This window comes from Staphylococcus sp. NRL 16/872, from assembly GCF_022815905.2.
Taxonomy (GTDB): Bacteria; Bacillota; Bacilli; order Staphylococcales; family Staphylococcaceae; genus Staphylococcus.
Genome location: NZ_CP119327.1, coordinates 564,973 through 582,625, shown reverse-complemented (window position 1 = coordinate 582,625; position 17,653 = coordinate 564,973). Strand labels below are relative to the sequence as shown.

The following is a 17,653-nucleotide window of genomic DNA, read 5'->3' as shown; positions in this document are numbered from 1 at the left end:
ATATTAGTTTTCATTAATAACATTTAAAAATCTGCGAAGTCCCTCTGTCTTAGGATGATTAAACATCTCATCTGGAGAGCCTTGTTCGCCTATTCTTCCTTCATTAATGAAGATGATTTTATTTGAAACTTCTTTAGCAAAGCGCATTTCATGTGTCACGATGACCATTGTCATGCCTTCATCTGCTAGTTCTTTAATGACTTTTAATACATCATTAACTAATTCAGGGTCTAATGCAGAGGTTGGTTCATCAAACAACATCACTTTCGGACTCATCGCTAATGCTCTTGCTATAGCTACACGTTGTTGTTGACCACCAGATAAAGCGTGTGGACGTTGGTCTTTAACACTTGTTAATCCAACCTTTTCTAATAGTCCCATCGCTCTTTCTTTAGCATCTACTTTACTCATCTTCTTAACAGTTACTAAACCTTCCATCACATTTTCTAAAGCTGTTTTATGTGGAAAAAGATTGTAACTTTGGAAAACCATTCCTGATTGTTTACGAACGTTAATTTGAGACTTCTTATTGTTAGCTGTATAGCTTTCGCCATTAACCGTCACATTACCTTCAGTTGGAATTTCTAAAGCATTAATCATACGCAACAATGTTGTTTTACCAGAACCTGAGCGACCAATGAGTGTCACAACTTCTCCTTTATCAACATTTAAATCAATGCCTTTAATCACTTCTTTATCATTGAATGATTTATGGATACCACTTAATTCAATCATGAGCTATACCCTCTTTCAATATATGATTCATAGAAGCTTTGGATAACCGAAATAATGAAACATACAACCCAGTACATAACAGCTACAAGAATATAAATTGTGAAGTATTCATATGTTGTAGAAGCTACTTCCTGAGCTTTACGGAACATCTCAGCTACTAAGATAAATCCTAAAAGAGACGTATCTTTAATTAGTCCTAAGAACGTATTACCTAAAGCTGGAATCGATACACGAATTGCTTGAGGTAAAATAATGCGTTGAATCGTTTGACGATAGTTCATGCCGATAGAGTATGCCGCTTCTGTTTGTCCTTTAGGTATAGAAATAATACCACCACGAATAATTTCTGAGGCATAAGCGCCTACATTAAGAGATAACCCAATAATAGCTGATAATACAGATGAGAGCGTCCACTGTTCGTCAGCATTACCCGTAATTAAACGTCCTAATTCAGGGATACCATAGAAGATAATGAACAATTGAACAATCATTGGTGTCCCTCGAATAATAGATACATAAACACGTGCAATTCCTTTTAGAATCTTACTTGTAGAAATACGCATTAACGCTGTAAATAAAGCAATAATTAAACCTAATATAAAGGTAACGATAGTAATTGGAATAGAGTATTTTACTAAACCTTCCAACATTGGTCCAAATGCTTGTCTTGCTGCATCAAGTGCGTGTTGTTGTTGACTATTTAGGCTCAGAAACATTTTCACCGAACCATTTCTTACCGATTTCTTCTAATTTACCGTTTTCTTTAAGTTTATCAAGGCCTTTATTGAAATCGGAAACGACTTTGTCATCTACACTTTTATTAAATGTAAATGCTGATTTACTTTGTTCTGCGTTACCTTTAATCGCTTTGATTTTGGCATTAGGTTTTTGTTTTTTATAATCTAAGTAAGATAAACTATCGTTAAACGTACCGTCTACACGGTTAGATAATAATAAATCCATTGCTTGGTTAAAGCCATCTACTTTAGTAATATCTGCGCCTTTATCTTTAGCTAATTTACCGTAGTTAGATGTAAATGTTTGCGCTAATTTTTTACCTTTAACGTCATTAAATGATTTAATATTTTTTTCATTTTCACGTACAACTAATACTGCGCTTGAGTATGTGTAAGGTTTAGAGAATTTATATTTTTGTTCTCTTTCTTTGTTAATACCGACTTGGTTAGCAATCACGTCAAAACGTTTAGCGTCTAAACCAGCAAACATTGAATCCCATGAAGTTTCATTGAATTTAAGCTTGTATCCTTCTTCTTTCGCTACTGCTTTGATTACATCAATATCATAACCAGTTAATTGATCTTTTTTATTGTGGAACGTAAATGGTGCATATGTACCTTCAGTACCTACTTTTAATGTTTTATTATCGCTACTACTGCTAGATTTTGAATCACTGTTCTTATCAGATGACCCACTATTACCACAAGCAGCTAACACAAAGATTAGTGCTAAAGCTACAAATAAAAGTCTTTTCATTTCTTTGTTTCCTCCATATTCCTATTAGATTAGTCAGAATAAATTAATTCTAATCTCAACGCTCGGAATAGTCAATAATAATTTGCGTCACAACAAGTGTTCAGAATGTTTGGATATTACCGTTTATCAACTAAAATGATTTATTAATTATTTTCCGACTCAGCTTTTACTTTCTTTTTACTTTTAATGAGAAAAGTTAACAATAAACTGATCACCGTAATACCGAGTGCAAATAGGAAACCAGCATGATAACCATGTAACACGGCGTCGAGCTGAATTTGATGCGCCATGTCTTGCTTATTCATACCTTGATATTCACTCATTGTTGGTTTAAAACTTTTACTCGCTGAACTTAAGATAGTAATTAAACCTGCAGTTCCAATCGAACCTGAAATTTGTTGAATGGTGTTCGTCATTGAAGAGCCATGCGCGTTTAATTCTGGTGTCAATTGATTCATTGTATGTGTCATAATCGGCATTAATCCTAAAGCAATACCAATCATACGAATCGCATAAATCGTTGCGAGCATCATCGTTGATGTGTGTTCATCCATAAAGACAAAGTAAGATGTCGTTACAATGACAATTAACATGCCAATAATGGCTAAAACTTTAGCGCCAAAGGTTTCATATAACCAACCAGATATCATTGACATAATCGCCATGACAATCGCTCCTGGAAGCAAAATCAATCCAGAATCTACAGGTGTACGATTTAAGACATTTTGTACAAACATGGGTAAGACGGTTTCAGAACCAATCATTGAAATCATTGTTACCGCCATAATCGCTAAACCAACCGCAAATTCTTTATTTTTAAACACTTTGAAACTAAGTAACGGTGTTTCAAGTCGTTGTTGTCTCCAAATAAATAGCCCTACTAAGATGACACCACCTATAATGGTCATTAAAACAATCGGATTATCCCAACCATCGTGCGAAATCGAGCTTACACCATAAAGTAATCCACCGAAACCTAAAATGGATAACACAATCGAAATCATATCAATCGGTGCTTTAACGTTAGTACCCACATTTTTAACAATTTTCAAAGCAAGAATAAATGTAATTGCTGAAATTGGTGCTACTACGTGGAATAATGATCTCCAATTAAAATATTCTACTAAATAACCAGATAACGTTGGACCTATGGCTGGTGCTAAACCAATCACTAAGCCAAAAAAGCCCATATACTTACCACGTTCGTGTGGTTCAAAAATATCAAGTATCGTCGTCATCATAAGAGGCATCATTATGCCTGATCCTAATGCTTGAATGATGCGCGCACTCAATAAAACTTCGAAATTCGGACTGAATCCTCCTAATAATGTACCTATTAAGAAGATAGCAATCCCCGTTAAGAATACTTGTCTCGTCGTATATCGTTGAATAATAAATGCCGATAATGGTACGACTACCCCATTTGTTAATAGAAAGGCTGTTGTCAGCCACTGTACTTGCGAATATTCTATATTAAAATCTTTCATAATTCGCGGTAACGCAGTCGTTAGTAAAGTTTCATTTAATAATCCAAAGAAACCGCCTAATAACATTGTATAAATCATTGCTAATTTTCTTTTATGCGACATTGTTTTCCTCCATTCTCTTGGTGCTAAGTGTCAGATACTGTTGCTTATTATACAGATTCAAATTTAATTTTCACATAAATAGTTGTAAATTTTTCAAATCGTAATAATTACTATTTACAAAGATATTATTTTACTTTATTCTTTTAGAAAAGGAGGTTCCAAATATGAAACAAGATTTACAAACTGCACGACGTAATTTGAACAGCCCTAACATTAAAACACGTAAACGCGCATTAAAAATAATTAAACAATCTAAACATAAATAAGCGATGCTACGTACATTCATTTTAAAGTACTCCGCCGTAGTCTAAGAAATTCAATATATGAACTACACACATTTAACATTTAACTCCTAAAAAAGTAGAAAATGGAAATCTTCCTAATTATAAAGATTTCCACTTTCTACTCTTTTCAATAAATATTATAAATAATAATGATTTGTAACGTTTAAGTGTTCATCTAATTCATAGATTAATGGTGCACCTGTTTTAATTTCATAGCCAACAATATCTTCATCAGAAATGTTGTCTAAATATTTAATAAGCGCACGGATTGAGTTACCATGTGCTGCGACTAACACAGTTTCTCCATCTAATAAATGTTGTGAAATTCTATCCGTCCAAATTGGCACCACACGTTCAAGCGTTGTTTTTAGACTTTCAGAATATGGCATCATGCGATGATCTAAATGACGATAACGACGATCTTTTAAATATGATTCTCGTTGTTCTTCAGTTTCTGCTGGTGGTTTCACATCGTATGAACGACGCCATTGATGCACTTGTTCCTCACCAAATTCTTTACGTGCTTCGTCTTTATTTAAACCTTGTAGTTTACCATAGTGACGCTCATTTAAACGCCAACTTTTATGAACTGGGATCCATTGTTGATCAGATTCAGCTAATAAATATTGAGTTGTTTCTAAAGCTCTAGTTAATAATGATGTGTACGCTACATCAATTTCAATACCGCTCTCTTTCAATTTGCGTCCAGATTTAATCGCTTCATCTCGACCTTGATCAGATAATTGAACATCTTCCCAACCAGTAAATAAGTTTTTAGCATTCCATTCACTTTGTCCGTGACGGCATAAGATTAATTTTGGCATTTAAAACACCTTCCTGTATTTACTTCGTGATACTTTTATTTGAAAAGTAAAACGAGGCTTGAAAATTTCTTCACTGTGCTAAGTATCTGAGTGCCTCTTTCTCTAATACTTTCATTATAGAACTATTTCAATATTTTTCATAATTCTAGTGTTTCATCATCAATTTGCTATACATTTTTAAAAATTAAAGTTTAGTCCCCGGAATCGGCAACAAGACAAAAAGGTTCACTATTAAGCTCTCTGCTCAATAGTGAACCTTTTCTGTATAATAAAATTAATCTAAAGTATCTGGTTCTGGATGAACATATACTGAAGAAATACCAATGCTATGTAAATGTGATTCCACTTTATCACAAATCTCATGGGCTTCTTGTAATGATAAGTGTGCATCAACGACAATTGTGACATCTAAAAAGATACTACTACCGTGATAACGTCCTTTTACACTTTTTACATCTTTCACGTCTTTGACCTCTAATACCTCATTACGATACTCTTCCAAATCCTTTTCATTAAAACCATCACTTAAAGCAAATATGGAATCTCTAAAAATACCGAAACCGGTATAGACAATAAGTACACCTAATAGTGTTGCTAATATAACGTCCACAATAGATAAGCCAAATTGGGTGAAAACTAAACCAATGGCAGTACCAATACTAACTAAACCGTCAGACAGATTATCTTTTGCAGCAGAATCTAAAGAACTGCTTTTTGTTTTTTTGGCTAATCGATGATTGATTGCATAGACGCCAATCATTACTATCCCACTGATCAAACTGATGATAATGGTAATTGCATTAGGCGTATGATGTTCCTGTGTAATGATACGAGGGGCGTTTTCAATCACTACTTGAATCCCAACAAACATAATAATAAATGATACTAATAATGTTGAAATATTCTCAGATTTTAAATGACCATATGGATGGTTCTTGTCAGCTGGTTTGATAGAAATCTTAAGTCCTACAATAACCGCAATAGATACTATAATGTCAGTCATATTATTTAAAGCATCAGCCCTAACTGCAGCTGAATCATATACAAATCCAGTAATATATTTAGACACTGAAAGAATAATATATACCACTAAACTTAGATAAGCGCCTCTTTGAGCTAGCTTTAGGTTTTCACTTTGAGACATCTCATTACCCACCTTAAAAGCGTTAATATCAATAGTATGAGCTATGAAATATTGAATTACAACGTTTTTTTATTTCTATAAATTTTATATAAATAAGCTAATTTAATTTTTAGCTAGGCCTAATTTTTATTGATTAAATAAAAAAGAGAGCGAATCAGAAATAAATCTTAATTAAAAGATTTCATCTGTCTCACTCTCATTAATATTACTTATCACGTAATAACCACTTAGACATTACAAATGTGATTGGGATAGTAATAACTAACCCCACAAAGGGCGCGATTTCAGATGGAAGATTAAACCATCTCACGAAAACATATAAAAATAATGTCTGCATTCCCATATTTGCAACTTGTGTTAAGGGAAAACTTAAGAACTTTTTCAACGTTGGTTTTACATTATAAACAAAATAACAATTTAAATAATAAGAAATAATAAAACTCACTACAAAACCTATAATATGACTGAGCATATAATGTACATTAAATAGCTTTAGTAACATTAAGTACACTACGTAATAATCTAGCGTATTAATACCGCCGACGATTACAAATTTTATAATTTCATAGTGTGTTTTGGTTAACTTCATAATGACTCTCCTTAGTCGTTTGTTTCTTTAATTTCAAACGGCAATACTTTTATTTTTTTATCGTTAGGAATGTGATGATATTCTTTGAAGTTTTCTTGATCTATTTCATTAGTCGGCGTCATGCCACTAAAGTATGTTTCAAACGGTAAGTGATGAATCACCAGCTCGTTTTTATGATTATTAATCTGCGTATGTATAGCGTCTACTCTTTTTTCATTTTCAAAATGTAGCGTTGTACAAACGATGATATATACTACCATTAATAATATAGTTAATAATTTAAGTATGTTAAAAATGGATTGCGTAAGTCTACCTAGCGTAGTTAAAAGAATTACGGCAAGTAGGCACCATAAAGTATATATCATAAAGAAATATTGTGGCACTACTTTTCCAATTAAAAATATAGGAATGGCATTGAGAATAATTGAAATACCTATGCCTTCAATGACAACGCGCATATAACGATTCTTCACTATATAGAAACTCGCTATAAATACACTGATATAAAACATAAGACAGATTATAATATTTATGATGCCATAACTATATAAGATGGCTAATTGCTTCAAGTTGAAAGGCACATAAATCAATATTCTGTATATTGGCAGTGCGCTAATTCCACATATTAAAAAGAAGCGTTTATACCTAGACCACTCTTTAAAAGCTACATTATTTACCAATAATATAATTAAAACTATAGCAATTAAACTTATTAAAAAGATATTATCGAAAAATATGTATTGTGGTAACTGTTCAAATAAAGTCAGTTTTATTTTATGGAAGAAACCTAATTCATCCACTTGAGCACGTAAATTTTTGATATTGATAAAATGGTATATGTAGCTTTCATTAAACAACATTATAAATGGACCACATAACGTTAACATAAAGCCTATTAATAAGTTAAAGTTGATCTTCCGCTTCCAAATGAAGTAAATGATTAATGCGCTCAACAACATCATGACATTATAAAAAGTAAGTGTTTCCGCAAACCATTGGCCTATGACGCAGGCAATCCAAAATATACAGATATTCCAAAATTTGAACTCATTTTCCAAAATAAAAGTTGAAACCACAAAATGTAAAATATAGAGTGCAATACAAGTCCCAAATACATAACTATAAAATAATTCAAAATTGCCATAGCTTTGCGCAAAAATTGAATTGGGTATAATAAATATGAAGAGTATTATTAAAATGAATGTATTAGTTGAGAATGTATATGTCACGAATTTGAGCATCATTAAGACTAAAAGTATAGAAATGGTACCATATGAAACGACGCGCAATGTTGCAGATTGCGTAATAGCAAAAGCTAAGAGATTACTAATATAATCTCCATCAATTTGTTCGAAATGATTGGTCACGGCTTGCATCCCTTGATGACTGCCCCAAAACCAATCCGAACTATGTAAAGGCATCATAAATGCGATGTAACAGTAAAAGATGAATAAACCTAATAACCAGATGTATAATTCGTGTTGCTTTAATCTAAACATTTCTCTCTCCTTCTTATTACTTAGAAAGACTTATCTAACAGAATTTTAAATTTAAATATTATTATATACTATTTTTATAAATTAACCATTATTTAAAGGGTGAGGCTATGCCAATTAATAAAATTGTAATTGCAACTGATTCATTTAAAGAGAGCATGTCAGCTAAAGAAGCTGGTTTAGCCATTCAGCGTGGCTTTCAAAAAATATTTAATGAAGACATCGCCTATGACATTATTCCAATGGCAGATGGCGGTGAAGGCACGACTGACGCGTTAAAGGAAGCCTTAAATGCTAAAACATATAAAGTGAAGGTTCATGACCCACTCTATCGCGACATTGAAGCGAGTTACGCACGTTCACAAGATAACAGTGTGGCAATTATTGAAATGGCTGCTGCTTCCGGTTTAGACTTATTGAAATCTCATGAACGCGATCCATTAAGGGCTTCTACCTTTGGAGTAGGAGAATTGATTAAAGATGCGTTAGATCATGGTGTTTCAAAGATTATATTAGGACTGGGTGGAAGCGCGACGAATGACGGTGGTAGTGGCATGCTTGCTGCACTTGACGTTAAATTTCTAGGTGAAAATGAGGAAACCTTACCTTTAGGTGGTGGTTATCTTTCACACCTAGCACGTATCGATATCTCTCAATTAGATTCACGACTAGAGCATGTGCAGTTTGAAGTCGCTTGTGACGTCAATAATCCTTTATTAGGTGATAATGGCGCAACCACTGTGTATGGACCACAAAAAGGTGTCACAGATAAGATGATACCAAAGTTGGATTCCGCCTTAGCTACCTATCATGATATGATTGAAAGAGACATTAATAAAAATGTTAAAGATGTACCTGGTGCCGGTGCGGCTGGTGGCTTAGGTGCAGGTATTCTAGCATTTTTCCCAAATGCTTCCCTATCCAAAGGTATCGATATCGTTCTTCAGGAGACCCAATTTTTAAAGAGAGTAAAAGATGCAGATTTAGTCATCACTGGAGAAGGAAAAATGGATGCGCAAACGATTTATGGCAAGACGCCCATTGGTGTAGCACAAGCTGCGAAACAGTACGATATCCCTGTCGTAGCAATTTGTGGTAGCTTAGGCGATGGCTATGAAGCGGTTTATGAGCATGGCATTGATAGTGCCTTTAGCATCATCGAGCAACCTATGGAGATAGATGAGTTATTAACTAAAGGGAAAGATAATATTCAACGTATCGCTGAAAATGTGGCACGATTATTCCAACAAGTAATAAACAAATAAATATAAATGAGGTGACCAACATGAAACGTACAGACAAATACAAAGAATCTTATAAATACGATGATCAATATCGTCAACCTTCTAAAAAAAATAGGGACCCACGTTATCGCCAAGAACGTAGACAAAATGATGAGGACTACCGTCAGCGAAATGGCCAACGTCGTCCCGAGTCAGAAGACCCAAGATATCGTGACGACTATGCGTCACGCGAGGATTATCGTCGTGATGATTTCTATGATGAACGTGGTAATCGTTATTACAATGAACGTGATTTTCGACGTGAACAACAATTAGAAGAAGAAAATGAAAAAAATAAAACATCTAAAAAGTGGTTAATTGCAATTATAGCTTTTTTATTAGTGATTGTTGCTATATTTGCTACTAAAGCAATCGTAAATCATATGACTGGCGAAGATGAAAAAGTCAGCAATGATCCTAATAAAGTATCCAAAAATTACGAAAATCAAGTTAACGATCAAAAAGATGGTATTCAAAGCCAAGTTGAAAAAGCTAAAAACGATATTAAAGATAAAGTTGACAGTGATTCACGTATTTCACAAATTCAAGATGAAATTAATAAACTGAAAAATAATGAAGAAAATAAAAATGATTCAAAATTCACTCAGTTTTATCAAGATCAAGTTAATAAATTAAAAGAAGCAAATAACGCGCAACAAAATAATGAGAATCAAAGCAAAGTGGACAGTTTACTCAATGATGTTAATACAAAATTTGATGATATTAAGAACAAATTAGATAGTATTATTAACGGGGCTAAAGACACAAGCAATCAATAATATTTTATAACTCCATTTACAGGCTCTTTATTTACAGCAAGTAATGTAACTTTGCATTTCTCTACTAACTAGTGTTATAATTTACTTAACAAAGTTATTAAGCATAATACACCAATCCCCTCACTACTACCAATAGTGAGGGGATTTTTTAAGTGTGGCTATAGTCGCCTATTTTTTCTTATCGTTGCGATTGCGTAGCCAATATGCAAATAATGCAACGATACAACCACTTGTTGCTGTGGTCATGATGTGAACAAAGTTATCAAGCATAATTACACCTCCTCTCTGCGTCTAAATTGACGCCTGAGAGATAGGCGACCTATATATTATATCATCTCCGAATATACGATAATAGGTAACTTCCGATAAGTAATATTGTATCTATATAATATTATGAAAAACTCCTCTCAATAAAAACTATTTTTGTAACTTACAAATGTTTAAAAAAAAGATATAATGTTATTTGCAAATCTTTTCAAGGAGATTCAATATGCAAAATACAACAAGCACTAAACTACCCTTATTTTTAATTATTATTTTAGGTGTTATGACTGCTTTCGGGCCAATGACGATTGACATGTATTCACCGGCATTGCCTACCGTCCAACATCACTTTGGCTCTTCTGCTTCTGAAGTTCAGCTCACTCTATCATTTGCAATGATTGGCTTAGCGTTAGGACAATTTTTGTTTGGTCCTCTATCAGACGTGTTTGGATATAAACGAATGGGTATCATCACTTTATGTATTTTTCTCTTAACTTCTGTAAGTTCAATCTTTGTCACTCACCTCTCGTTTTTTATTACTATACGCTTGGTTCAAGGATTGACTGCAGGTGGTATTATTGTGATTGCTAAAGCATTTGCAGGTGAAAAATATGAAGGAGATATACTCGCTAAATTTCTAGCTTCATTAATGGTGGTTAATGGCATTATAACAATAATTGTGCCCCTTTTAGGTGGACTGTCATTGACACTAGGTTCATGGAGAATCATTTTCGTACTTTTAACTATAATTAGCCTCGCGCTCTTATGTAGTTTTGCAGTAAATATGCCTGCTACTCATAATGAACACCATCGCACTTTAAATTTTAAATCGATATTCTTAGATTTCGGCCAATTATTAAGAAAGCCAGGTTTCGTTATCCCTATGATCTTACAGGGCTTAACGTACGTGATGTTATTTAGCTTTTCATCTGCTTCTCCATTTATCACGCAGAAGATTTATCACATGACACCACAACAATTTAGTGTAATGATTGCTATAAATGGCATAGGTCTTATAGCTGTAAGTCAAATCGTGGCGATATTAGTCACATATGTTCATCGCTATCATTTGTTTATTTATTTAACTTTAATTCAAATTTTCGGCGTGATATTAATCTCATTGACATTGATTTTACATGGTCCATTATGGATATTACTTATCGCCTTTTTCTTGAATGTTTGCCCAGTAGCATCAATTGGTCCTCTGGGATTTTCAATGGCTATGGAAGAACGTACTGGAGGAAGTGGCAATTCTTCAAGTTTATTAGGTTTATTTCAATTTATACTTGGGGGCATTATCTCTCCCTTAGTTGGTTTAAAAGGGGAATATAATGTTATGCCATATGTTTTAGTTATTACAATCGCAGCAATCTTATTAATCGCCCTTCAAGTGATCTATTTTAGACATCACTACCGAAAAAATATTTAAAGTCAGCATGGCAAAGTAATCATGTTAATTAGATTACTTTGCCATTTAATATATATTCACCATTTTGTTATAACTTTTCGACATTTACATGACAACTAACTTTCCTCACTCTTTAAAAAATCATTATTTAATATAATAGCTAATGAATAAGGAGGAATTGAAATGATTAATAAAGATTCAATAGTAGCAAATATTGTCACTCAACAACCTTTGGCAGCAGATGTCTTTAGACAATATGGTATCGATTTCTGTTGTGGTGGCAACATTTCAATTGAGGAAGCAGTTCAAAACAAAAAAGTAGATGTTGACACACTTATAAATAAACTTAATGCATTACCAGTCTCTCAACCTGGAGGTATTAGCGTTGAATATCTCGATGCGCCTTCATTAATTCAATATATTCAATCACGTTTCCACCAAACTATACGAGAAGAGTTCAAAAATCTTACTCCTTACGTAACTAAAGTAGCGAAAGTACATGGCGAAAGATTTCCATATTTATTAGAATTGCAAGATTTATATCGTCAATTCAGAGATGGAATGTTAGAACATACATTAGAAGAAGATAACCATGCTTTTCCAAAATTGATTGAAATTTCAAAAGGTCAAAAAGTAGAAAATGCTGATCAAATTATTAATAGTTTAGTGGATGACCATACACAAACAGGTCAATTACTCCAATCAATGCGTGAGTTGACAAATGATTATCAACCTCCACAAGAGGCTTGTACAACATGGCGTTTAGTGTATAATCGCCTTGAGAATTTAGAACGTGAAACACACGAACATGTACATCTTGAAAATCATGTTTTATTTAACAAATTTGCAAGTTAATAAAGTAGATGTTGATAAATGAGCAACAAACTAGCCGGTCATACATTTTTAGCTACATTAGGTAAAAAAAGGTTACGCCCAGGTGGTAAAGTAGCTACGGATTGGCTCATTCAAAAGGGACATTTTTCAAAAGAAAAGAAAGTTCTAGAAGTGGCATGTAACATGTGTACGACGTCAATTGAACTGGCCAAAACATATCACTGTCATATAGAAGGTGTCGATTTAAATAACAAAGCCTTAAAACAAGGCCGAAAAAATGTCGCCAAACATCATTTAGAAGATTATATTCATTTAACGCAGGCTAATGTTGCACAACTACCGTTTGAAGATAATAGCTTTGATATTATTTTGAACGAAGCGATGCTTACAATGTTGCCTCTAGCAATGAAGGAAAGAGTGCTTCAAGAATATTACCGCGTGCTTAAACCAAATGGCATTCTACTTACACATGATATTGCGATTGTTAATCGTCCACTTAAAGAACAAGTTATCACTGAACTCAGTGACGCCATTAATGTGAAAGTAACGCCTTTACCTACAGAGCATTGGTATCAACTTTATCAATCAGCAGGATTTAGCACAATCGAATCTCATACAGGTAAATTGTCATTAATGTCGCCCCCTGGCATGATTAGAGATGAAGGTTTTGTGGGCACACTTATGATTATAAAAAATGCCTTAAAACTTGCTAATCGTCCGATGTTCTTAAGAATGTTTAAAACAATGCGTAAACATAAAAATAATATGAACTATATCGTTCATGCTGTTCGAAAATAATTAATTCAATATTGATTCCATTGTGAGGTGTCTTTCCATGAGAGACTTATAATGGAATCATTTTTTATTTAAAAATTAGCGAGAAATAGGGATCCAAATTTCTGTAATATAATCATCGCTTTGCGTATTTCCCGGTAAATAATGTTCAAAAAGTGGTGCAGATTTAACTGAAACATCAAGTTTTGGTAATACGTTTTGATGTATTTGTGCGATTGTCTCTTTAACAGCTTGTGGAACTTTACCAACAGCCTCAAAGACAATGTATGTTTGTGCTTCTAACGCAATCATTTCATATACACTTTCATTATCAATATTTTGGTTTGTAGGTACGCCAATGATATACTCCAGTGCTCCATTTTCTAACGTACGACAAATACCTAATATTCCTGATAACTTATGATTACTTTTTTCGATTATTTCTTCAGTTAATTGCTTATTATTCACTTCTTGCCAAAAATCAGGAATGTCTTGTTGCATTTCTCTTCCATTACTATATTTTCGTTTTATTCCTACAATTTTTAAATTTTCTAAATCTTTAAAACAGTAGTCCATGTTATCCTCCTTTTCCGCAAACCAAAATTCTAATCTTCTTAATTAACTATTATATACCCAATTCAAAATATTATACGAAAGTGCTGTGAGGGTATATAATAAATTTACTTTAATATAGAACGTGCGCAACATGTTATGAAGGAGAACCATTTATGACGAAAAACATCTTACCTGTAAAACCGATTAGCCAATTATTCCCTATTCCAATGGTTATGGGATGTGAAGGGGTTTCAGCAGCTATGTTACTGCAATATAATCATCATGATATTAAAGCCACAGAAATCATGAAACACTGGCCTACTCATCCCAATAATCCCCATAAAGGCTATGTTGGTCATCAATTAATGATTAAGTTTGGACATCATCAAACGATATTCCCTGATGCCTACGTCCCATACTTACAAACGATCGATGAACGCTTTGTTGATGGTACAGGTACAGATTTAACCAAATTAGAAACAATTATTGACCAGGGCCAACCCATTATTTTGTATCACACAAGTCTTGGAGATTCACCTAACCGCAAACAATTTAAGTTTGATAATACACCTACTGAGTTGGTCTCTAATATTCACGTCACATTGTTAATCGGCTATGACGAGCACTATTATTATTATATTGACCCTTTATGGAGTCATGTATTTCGTAAATTTATTATTCCTGCCATTGTGCCAAATCGCTTCCAAGTCATCAAGATTGGTAAAAAAACAATGGAACGCAGTTTTAATGCACCTGGTAAAAAATGTATTTATCTACAATCTTAAAATGATACCCTCTAAATCATCTTATATTTAATGATCATTTAGAGGGAAACATTCCAATTATTCTTCTATTACAAAATCTACTAAAGCATGGTTCATCTCTTCCTCAATGTTATCTGTACGCCATTCACGTCGATATCCTAAACATGGACACATATAAGTAACACCATTATCAAAAAGCGTTTTACGGAAATGTACGTGACCCATAATACTATACTTAATAGAAAAATTTTTATACAAACTATCAAAATCACGTGTGCCGATAAAGGCGTTAAAGAAATCAAAGATGCGATGAGGCGTTGGCACGACAAATTGTGGATGCGTCACGATATGGGTCATTAAAATAATATTTTTATCACTTACTTTTTCTAAGTCATTTTTAGTTTGCTTGGCAGTGAATTGAGATAATGTTCTATCATCCATTTGCCAGTCTATTTTCACTTTATCTTGCCAAGTTGCGCCATAATATTTACCTCGCTCAATGCGTTCAATTTCAAACTTATTATCGGCATAACTATAATCATACCAAGCTGTATGGCCGACAATCGCCCAATCATTATTAATAATATAAGGTTTCCCAATTAAACATTCCGGTTGTTTAGCGTAGAATTCATAGATTTCTTCAGACGTAATAGAATTATCTGGTACCCAATAATCATGATTCCCAGGCACAAATAATACAGGTATTGATAATTTATATTGTAACTCTCTAATAAATTGATAGCTTTCTTGAAAATGATTCGAAATGTCACCAGCGATTAATAAAATATCTATGTCACGCTTCATAGCAACCTTTGTTAGTGAGGCTAAATAAGCCTGAACCTCTAATTTAGGATTTCGATCAATATGTAAATCTGAAATTGCCCCTATCTTCATATATATTCCCTCTAATTAAATAATTTCTTAGATTTCATTTATTATTTCATACATGACTTTAAATTTAAATTATTCCAATTAATGTATTTTAATAAATTTATTTGTTTTTTGAAAAATTAAGAGTATAATAAAAATAACTTTTAGCAAGGGCACATAGTTTATTAAAATTAAAAATTAACACCAATAAAATGACAGAATATTCCTACTATTACATACTATCGTACATTTAATTTTATGCTCTTCAGTTAAAAGGAAGATTTTAAATACTGATATAAGAAAGCGTTTTCACAAAAATATTGACATCATTCTTTCTGAGGAGGAAGTTTATGGCAAGACAGTTAGAAAGAGAATTAAGTAACAGACACATCCAATTAATCGCAATTGGTGGCGCAATCGGAACAGGTTTATTTTTAGGGTCTGGCCAAACAATTTCCTTAACCGGCCCTTCATTATTAATTACCTATATGATTATTGGTATGGTGCTCTTTGCCTTTATGAGAGCGCTTGGAGAATTATTATTAAGTAATACACGCTTTAATTCATTCGTAGATATTGCAAATGAATATATCGGACCTTTTGGAGGCTTCGTTATTGGTTGGACGTATTGGCTTTCTTGGATTGCTTCTAGTATGTCTGATTTAACAGCCATGGGACAATATTTTAGTTTCTGGTTTCCTCAAGTCCCTCACTGGATTACGGTTTTGTTCATTGTATTAATGCTAATCTCTTTCAATATGCTCGGAGCTAAATTATTCGGTGAATTAGAGTTTTGGTTCTCAATCATTAAAATTGTAACTATCATTGCAATGATTATTATAGGCCTTGTGATGGTCTTCTTTTCATTCAGAACATCATATGGACACGCATCATTTGGTAACTTAGTTAATCACGGCGGAATTTTCCCTAATGGCCCATTTGGTTTCTTAATGGCCTTCCAAATTGCAGTTTATTCATTTATCGGTATTGAGTTAATCGGGGTGACAGCTGGTGAAACAAAAGATCCAAGAAATGTTATTCCTAAAGCAATTAACAATGTACCTGTTCGTATTTTATTATTCTACGTAGGTGGATTATTAGTCATTATGTCAGTCATTCCATGGAATAAAATTAATTCAGATAGTAGTCCATTCGTAACTATGTTTAGTTTAATCGGTTTACCTTTCGCAGCAGGTTTAGTTAACTTTGTAGTCTTAACAGCTGCTGCTTCAGCGACAAACAGTGGTATTTATTCAAATAGCCGTATTTTATTTGGTTTGGCTAAACAAGGTTTGGGACCTAAAGTATTAAGTAAAACAAATGGCAATAGTGTGCCTTACTTATCAATGCTTGTATCATCGGGGACTTTGCTTGCAGCTGCTTTATTAAACTTTATCTTCCCTGATGCAATTCAATTATTTATTTACGTAACGACATTATCAACAGTCCTCTTTTTAGTCGTTTGGGCTATGATTATTATTTCTTATATTATTTATGTTCGTAAAAATCCAGAAGAACATCGCAACAATAAATTCAAATTATTTGGTGGACAAGTAATGGGATATATTGTCCTAGCATTCTTCTTCTTTGTCTTTATCTTATTGTTCTTTAGTGCAGATACAAGAATGGCAGTCTTTATTTCACCGATTTGGTTTATTTTCTTATTCTTCTTATATAAAAAATATAAAAAGAATGCAGAAATTCTAGCAGAACGCACACGTAAACAAGGACGTAACTCTATTAACTATTAAATTTATGTCCCTATTATTTATATTAGCGAAACATAACCTACTTCAACTTGAACTTGGTTATGTTTCGCTATTTTTACGTCATTTGAATTAGGTAATTTACAAGTGAAAATATATAGAACAAAATAAGTTAAATTAAAAATTCTTTTGTATAGTAGTCATACAATTTTGATAGCTTATTTACTATCGTGTAAAATGATAATTATCCATATTTTTAAA

The 17,653-nt window shown here is 33.1% G+C and carries 19 protein-coding genes; 8 read left to right on the top strand and 11 right to left on the bottom strand.

What is annotated here, in order from left to right; all coding sequences use genetic code 11:
- Positions 1 to 3: 3 nt before the first annotated feature.
- The 4 genes from MT340_RS02635 to MT340_RS02620 form a co-directional block, all read right to left on the bottom strand.
- Entirely contained in the window at positions 4 to 735 is a 732-nt protein-coding gene (locus tag MT340_RS02635; RefSeq protein ID WP_243588670.1) for an amino acid ABC transporter ATP-binding protein, read from the bottom strand.
- Positions 732 to 1,451, bottom strand: a complete 720-nt coding sequence (locus MT340_RS02630; RefSeq protein WP_243588669.1) for an amino acid ABC transporter permease — start codon at positions 1,449 to 1,451, stop codon at positions 732 to 734. The genes MT340_RS02635 and MT340_RS02630 overlap by 4 nt, the downstream gene beginning before the upstream one ends.
- On the bottom strand, positions 1,432 to 2,229 hold the full coding sequence (locus MT340_RS02625; protein WP_243588668.1) for a transporter substrate-binding domain-containing protein: 798 nt from the start codon (positions 2,227 to 2,229) through the stop codon (positions 1,432 to 1,434). The genes MT340_RS02630 and MT340_RS02625 overlap by 20 nt, the downstream gene beginning before the upstream one ends.
- Positions 2,230 to 2,372: 143 nt before the next feature.
- A complete protein-coding gene (locus MT340_RS02620; RefSeq protein WP_243588667.1) occupies positions 2,373 to 3,818 on the bottom strand; it encodes an MDR family MFS transporter in 1,446 nt (481 codons plus the stop codon).
- Positions 3,819 to 3,982: 164 nt separating this feature from the next.
- On the opposite strand from MT340_RS02620, the gene MT340_RS02615 reads away from it, so the two are divergent.
- The gene (locus MT340_RS02615) at positions 3,983 to 4,084 is read left to right on the top strand and encodes a putative metal homeostasis protein (protein ID WP_243588666.1); all 102 of its coding nucleotides are present in this window, start codon (positions 3,983 to 3,985) and stop codon (positions 4,082 to 4,084) included.
- Positions 4,085 to 4,239: 155 nt separating this feature from the next.
- Here the strand turns inward: MT340_RS02615 and MT340_RS02610 are convergent, their stop codons facing one another.
- The 4 genes from MT340_RS02610 to MT340_RS02595 form a co-directional block, all read right to left on the bottom strand.
- Positions 4,240 to 4,926, bottom strand: coding sequence for a 2,3-diphosphoglycerate-dependent phosphoglycerate mutase (locus tag MT340_RS02610; protein ID WP_243588665.1), 687 nt, complete (start codon positions 4,924 to 4,926; stop codon positions 4,240 to 4,242).
- Positions 4,927 to 5,200: 274 nt separating this feature from the next.
- The gene (locus MT340_RS02605) at positions 5,201 to 6,070 is read right to left on the bottom strand and encodes a cation diffusion facilitator family transporter (RefSeq protein ID WP_243588664.1); all 870 of its coding nucleotides are present in this window, start codon (positions 6,068 to 6,070) and stop codon (positions 5,201 to 5,203) included.
- A 205-nt stretch (positions 6,071 to 6,275) separates the two neighbouring features.
- Complete coding sequence (locus MT340_RS02600) at positions 6,276 to 6,659, bottom strand: GtrA family protein (RefSeq protein ID WP_243588663.1); 384 nt, start codon at positions 6,657 to 6,659, stop codon at positions 6,276 to 6,278.
- 11 nt (positions 6,660 to 6,670) lie between these two features.
- Entirely contained in the window at positions 6,671 to 8,158 is a 1,488-nt protein-coding gene (locus tag MT340_RS02595) for a hypothetical protein (protein WP_243603557.1), read from the bottom strand.
- A gap of 107 nt (positions 8,159 to 8,265) precedes the next feature.
- On the opposite strand from MT340_RS02595, the gene MT340_RS02590 reads away from it, so the two are divergent.
- Both MT340_RS02590 and MT340_RS02585 read left to right on the top strand, forming a co-directional pair.
- Positions 8,266 to 9,420, top strand: coding sequence for a glycerate kinase (locus tag MT340_RS02590; RefSeq protein WP_243603556.1), 1,155 nt, complete (start codon positions 8,266 to 8,268; stop codon positions 9,418 to 9,420).
- A gap of 20 nt (positions 9,421 to 9,440) precedes the next feature.
- Positions 9,441 to 10,217, top strand: a complete 777-nt coding sequence (locus tag MT340_RS02585; RefSeq protein ID WP_243588660.1) for a hypothetical protein — start codon at positions 9,441 to 9,443, stop codon at positions 10,215 to 10,217.
- A 168-nt stretch (positions 10,218 to 10,385) separates the two neighbouring features.
- On the opposite strand, the gene MT340_RS02580 is transcribed toward MT340_RS02585, so the two are convergent.
- Positions 10,386 to 10,487: a type I toxin-antitoxin system Fst family toxin gene (locus tag MT340_RS02580; RefSeq protein WP_243603555.1), complete on the bottom strand. Its 102-nt coding sequence runs from the start codon at positions 10,485 to 10,487 to the stop codon at positions 10,386 to 10,388.
- A gap of 220 nt (positions 10,488 to 10,707) precedes the next feature.
- Here MT340_RS02580 and MT340_RS02575 point away from each other — a divergent pair, with 220 nt between their 5' ends.
- The 3 genes from MT340_RS02575 to MT340_RS02565 all read left to right on the top strand — a co-directional run bounded on the left by MT340_RS02575 (position 10,708) and on the right by MT340_RS02565 (position 13,521).
- Positions 10,708 to 11,910 carry a putative multidrug effflux MFS transporter TcaB gene (locus tag MT340_RS02575; RefSeq protein WP_243588659.1) on the top strand — a complete coding sequence of 401 codons (1,203 nt, stop codon included), beginning with the start codon at positions 10,708 to 10,710 and terminating at the stop codon, positions 11,908 to 11,910.
- 162 nt (positions 11,911 to 12,072) lie between these two features.
- Positions 12,073 to 12,744: an iron-sulfur cluster repair di-iron protein ScdA gene (scdA, locus tag MT340_RS02570; protein WP_243588658.1), complete on the top strand. Its 672-nt coding sequence runs from the start codon at positions 12,073 to 12,075 to the stop codon at positions 12,742 to 12,744.
- 18 nt (positions 12,745 to 12,762) lie between these two features.
- Entirely contained in the window at positions 12,763 to 13,521 is a 759-nt protein-coding gene (locus MT340_RS02565; RefSeq protein ID WP_243588657.1) for a class I SAM-dependent methyltransferase, read from the top strand.
- 75 nt (positions 13,522 to 13,596) lie between these two features.
- Here the strand turns inward: MT340_RS02565 and MT340_RS02560 are convergent, their stop codons facing one another.
- Positions 13,597 to 14,073: a GyrI-like domain-containing protein gene (locus MT340_RS02560; RefSeq protein WP_243588656.1), complete on the bottom strand. Its 477-nt coding sequence runs from the start codon at positions 14,071 to 14,073 to the stop codon at positions 13,597 to 13,599.
- 152 nt (positions 14,074 to 14,225) lie between these two features.
- On the opposite strand from MT340_RS02560, the gene MT340_RS02555 reads away from it, so the two are divergent.
- A complete protein-coding gene (locus tag MT340_RS02555; RefSeq protein WP_243588655.1) occupies positions 14,226 to 14,837 on the top strand; it encodes a C39 family peptidase in 612 nt (203 codons plus the stop codon).
- Positions 14,838 to 14,894: 57 nt separating this feature from the next.
- On the opposite strand, the gene MT340_RS02550 is transcribed toward MT340_RS02555, so the two are convergent.
- Positions 14,895 to 15,710, bottom strand: coding sequence for a metallophosphoesterase (locus MT340_RS02550; protein ID WP_243588654.1), 816 nt, complete (start codon positions 15,708 to 15,710; stop codon positions 14,895 to 14,897).
- Between the two features lie 326 nt (positions 15,711 to 16,036).
- Between MT340_RS02550 and MT340_RS02545 the strand changes: the two genes are divergently transcribed.
- Entirely contained in the window at positions 16,037 to 17,437 is a 1,401-nt protein-coding gene (locus MT340_RS02545; protein ID WP_243588653.1) for an amino acid permease, read from the top strand.
- Positions 17,438 to 17,653: the final 216 nt, after the last annotated feature.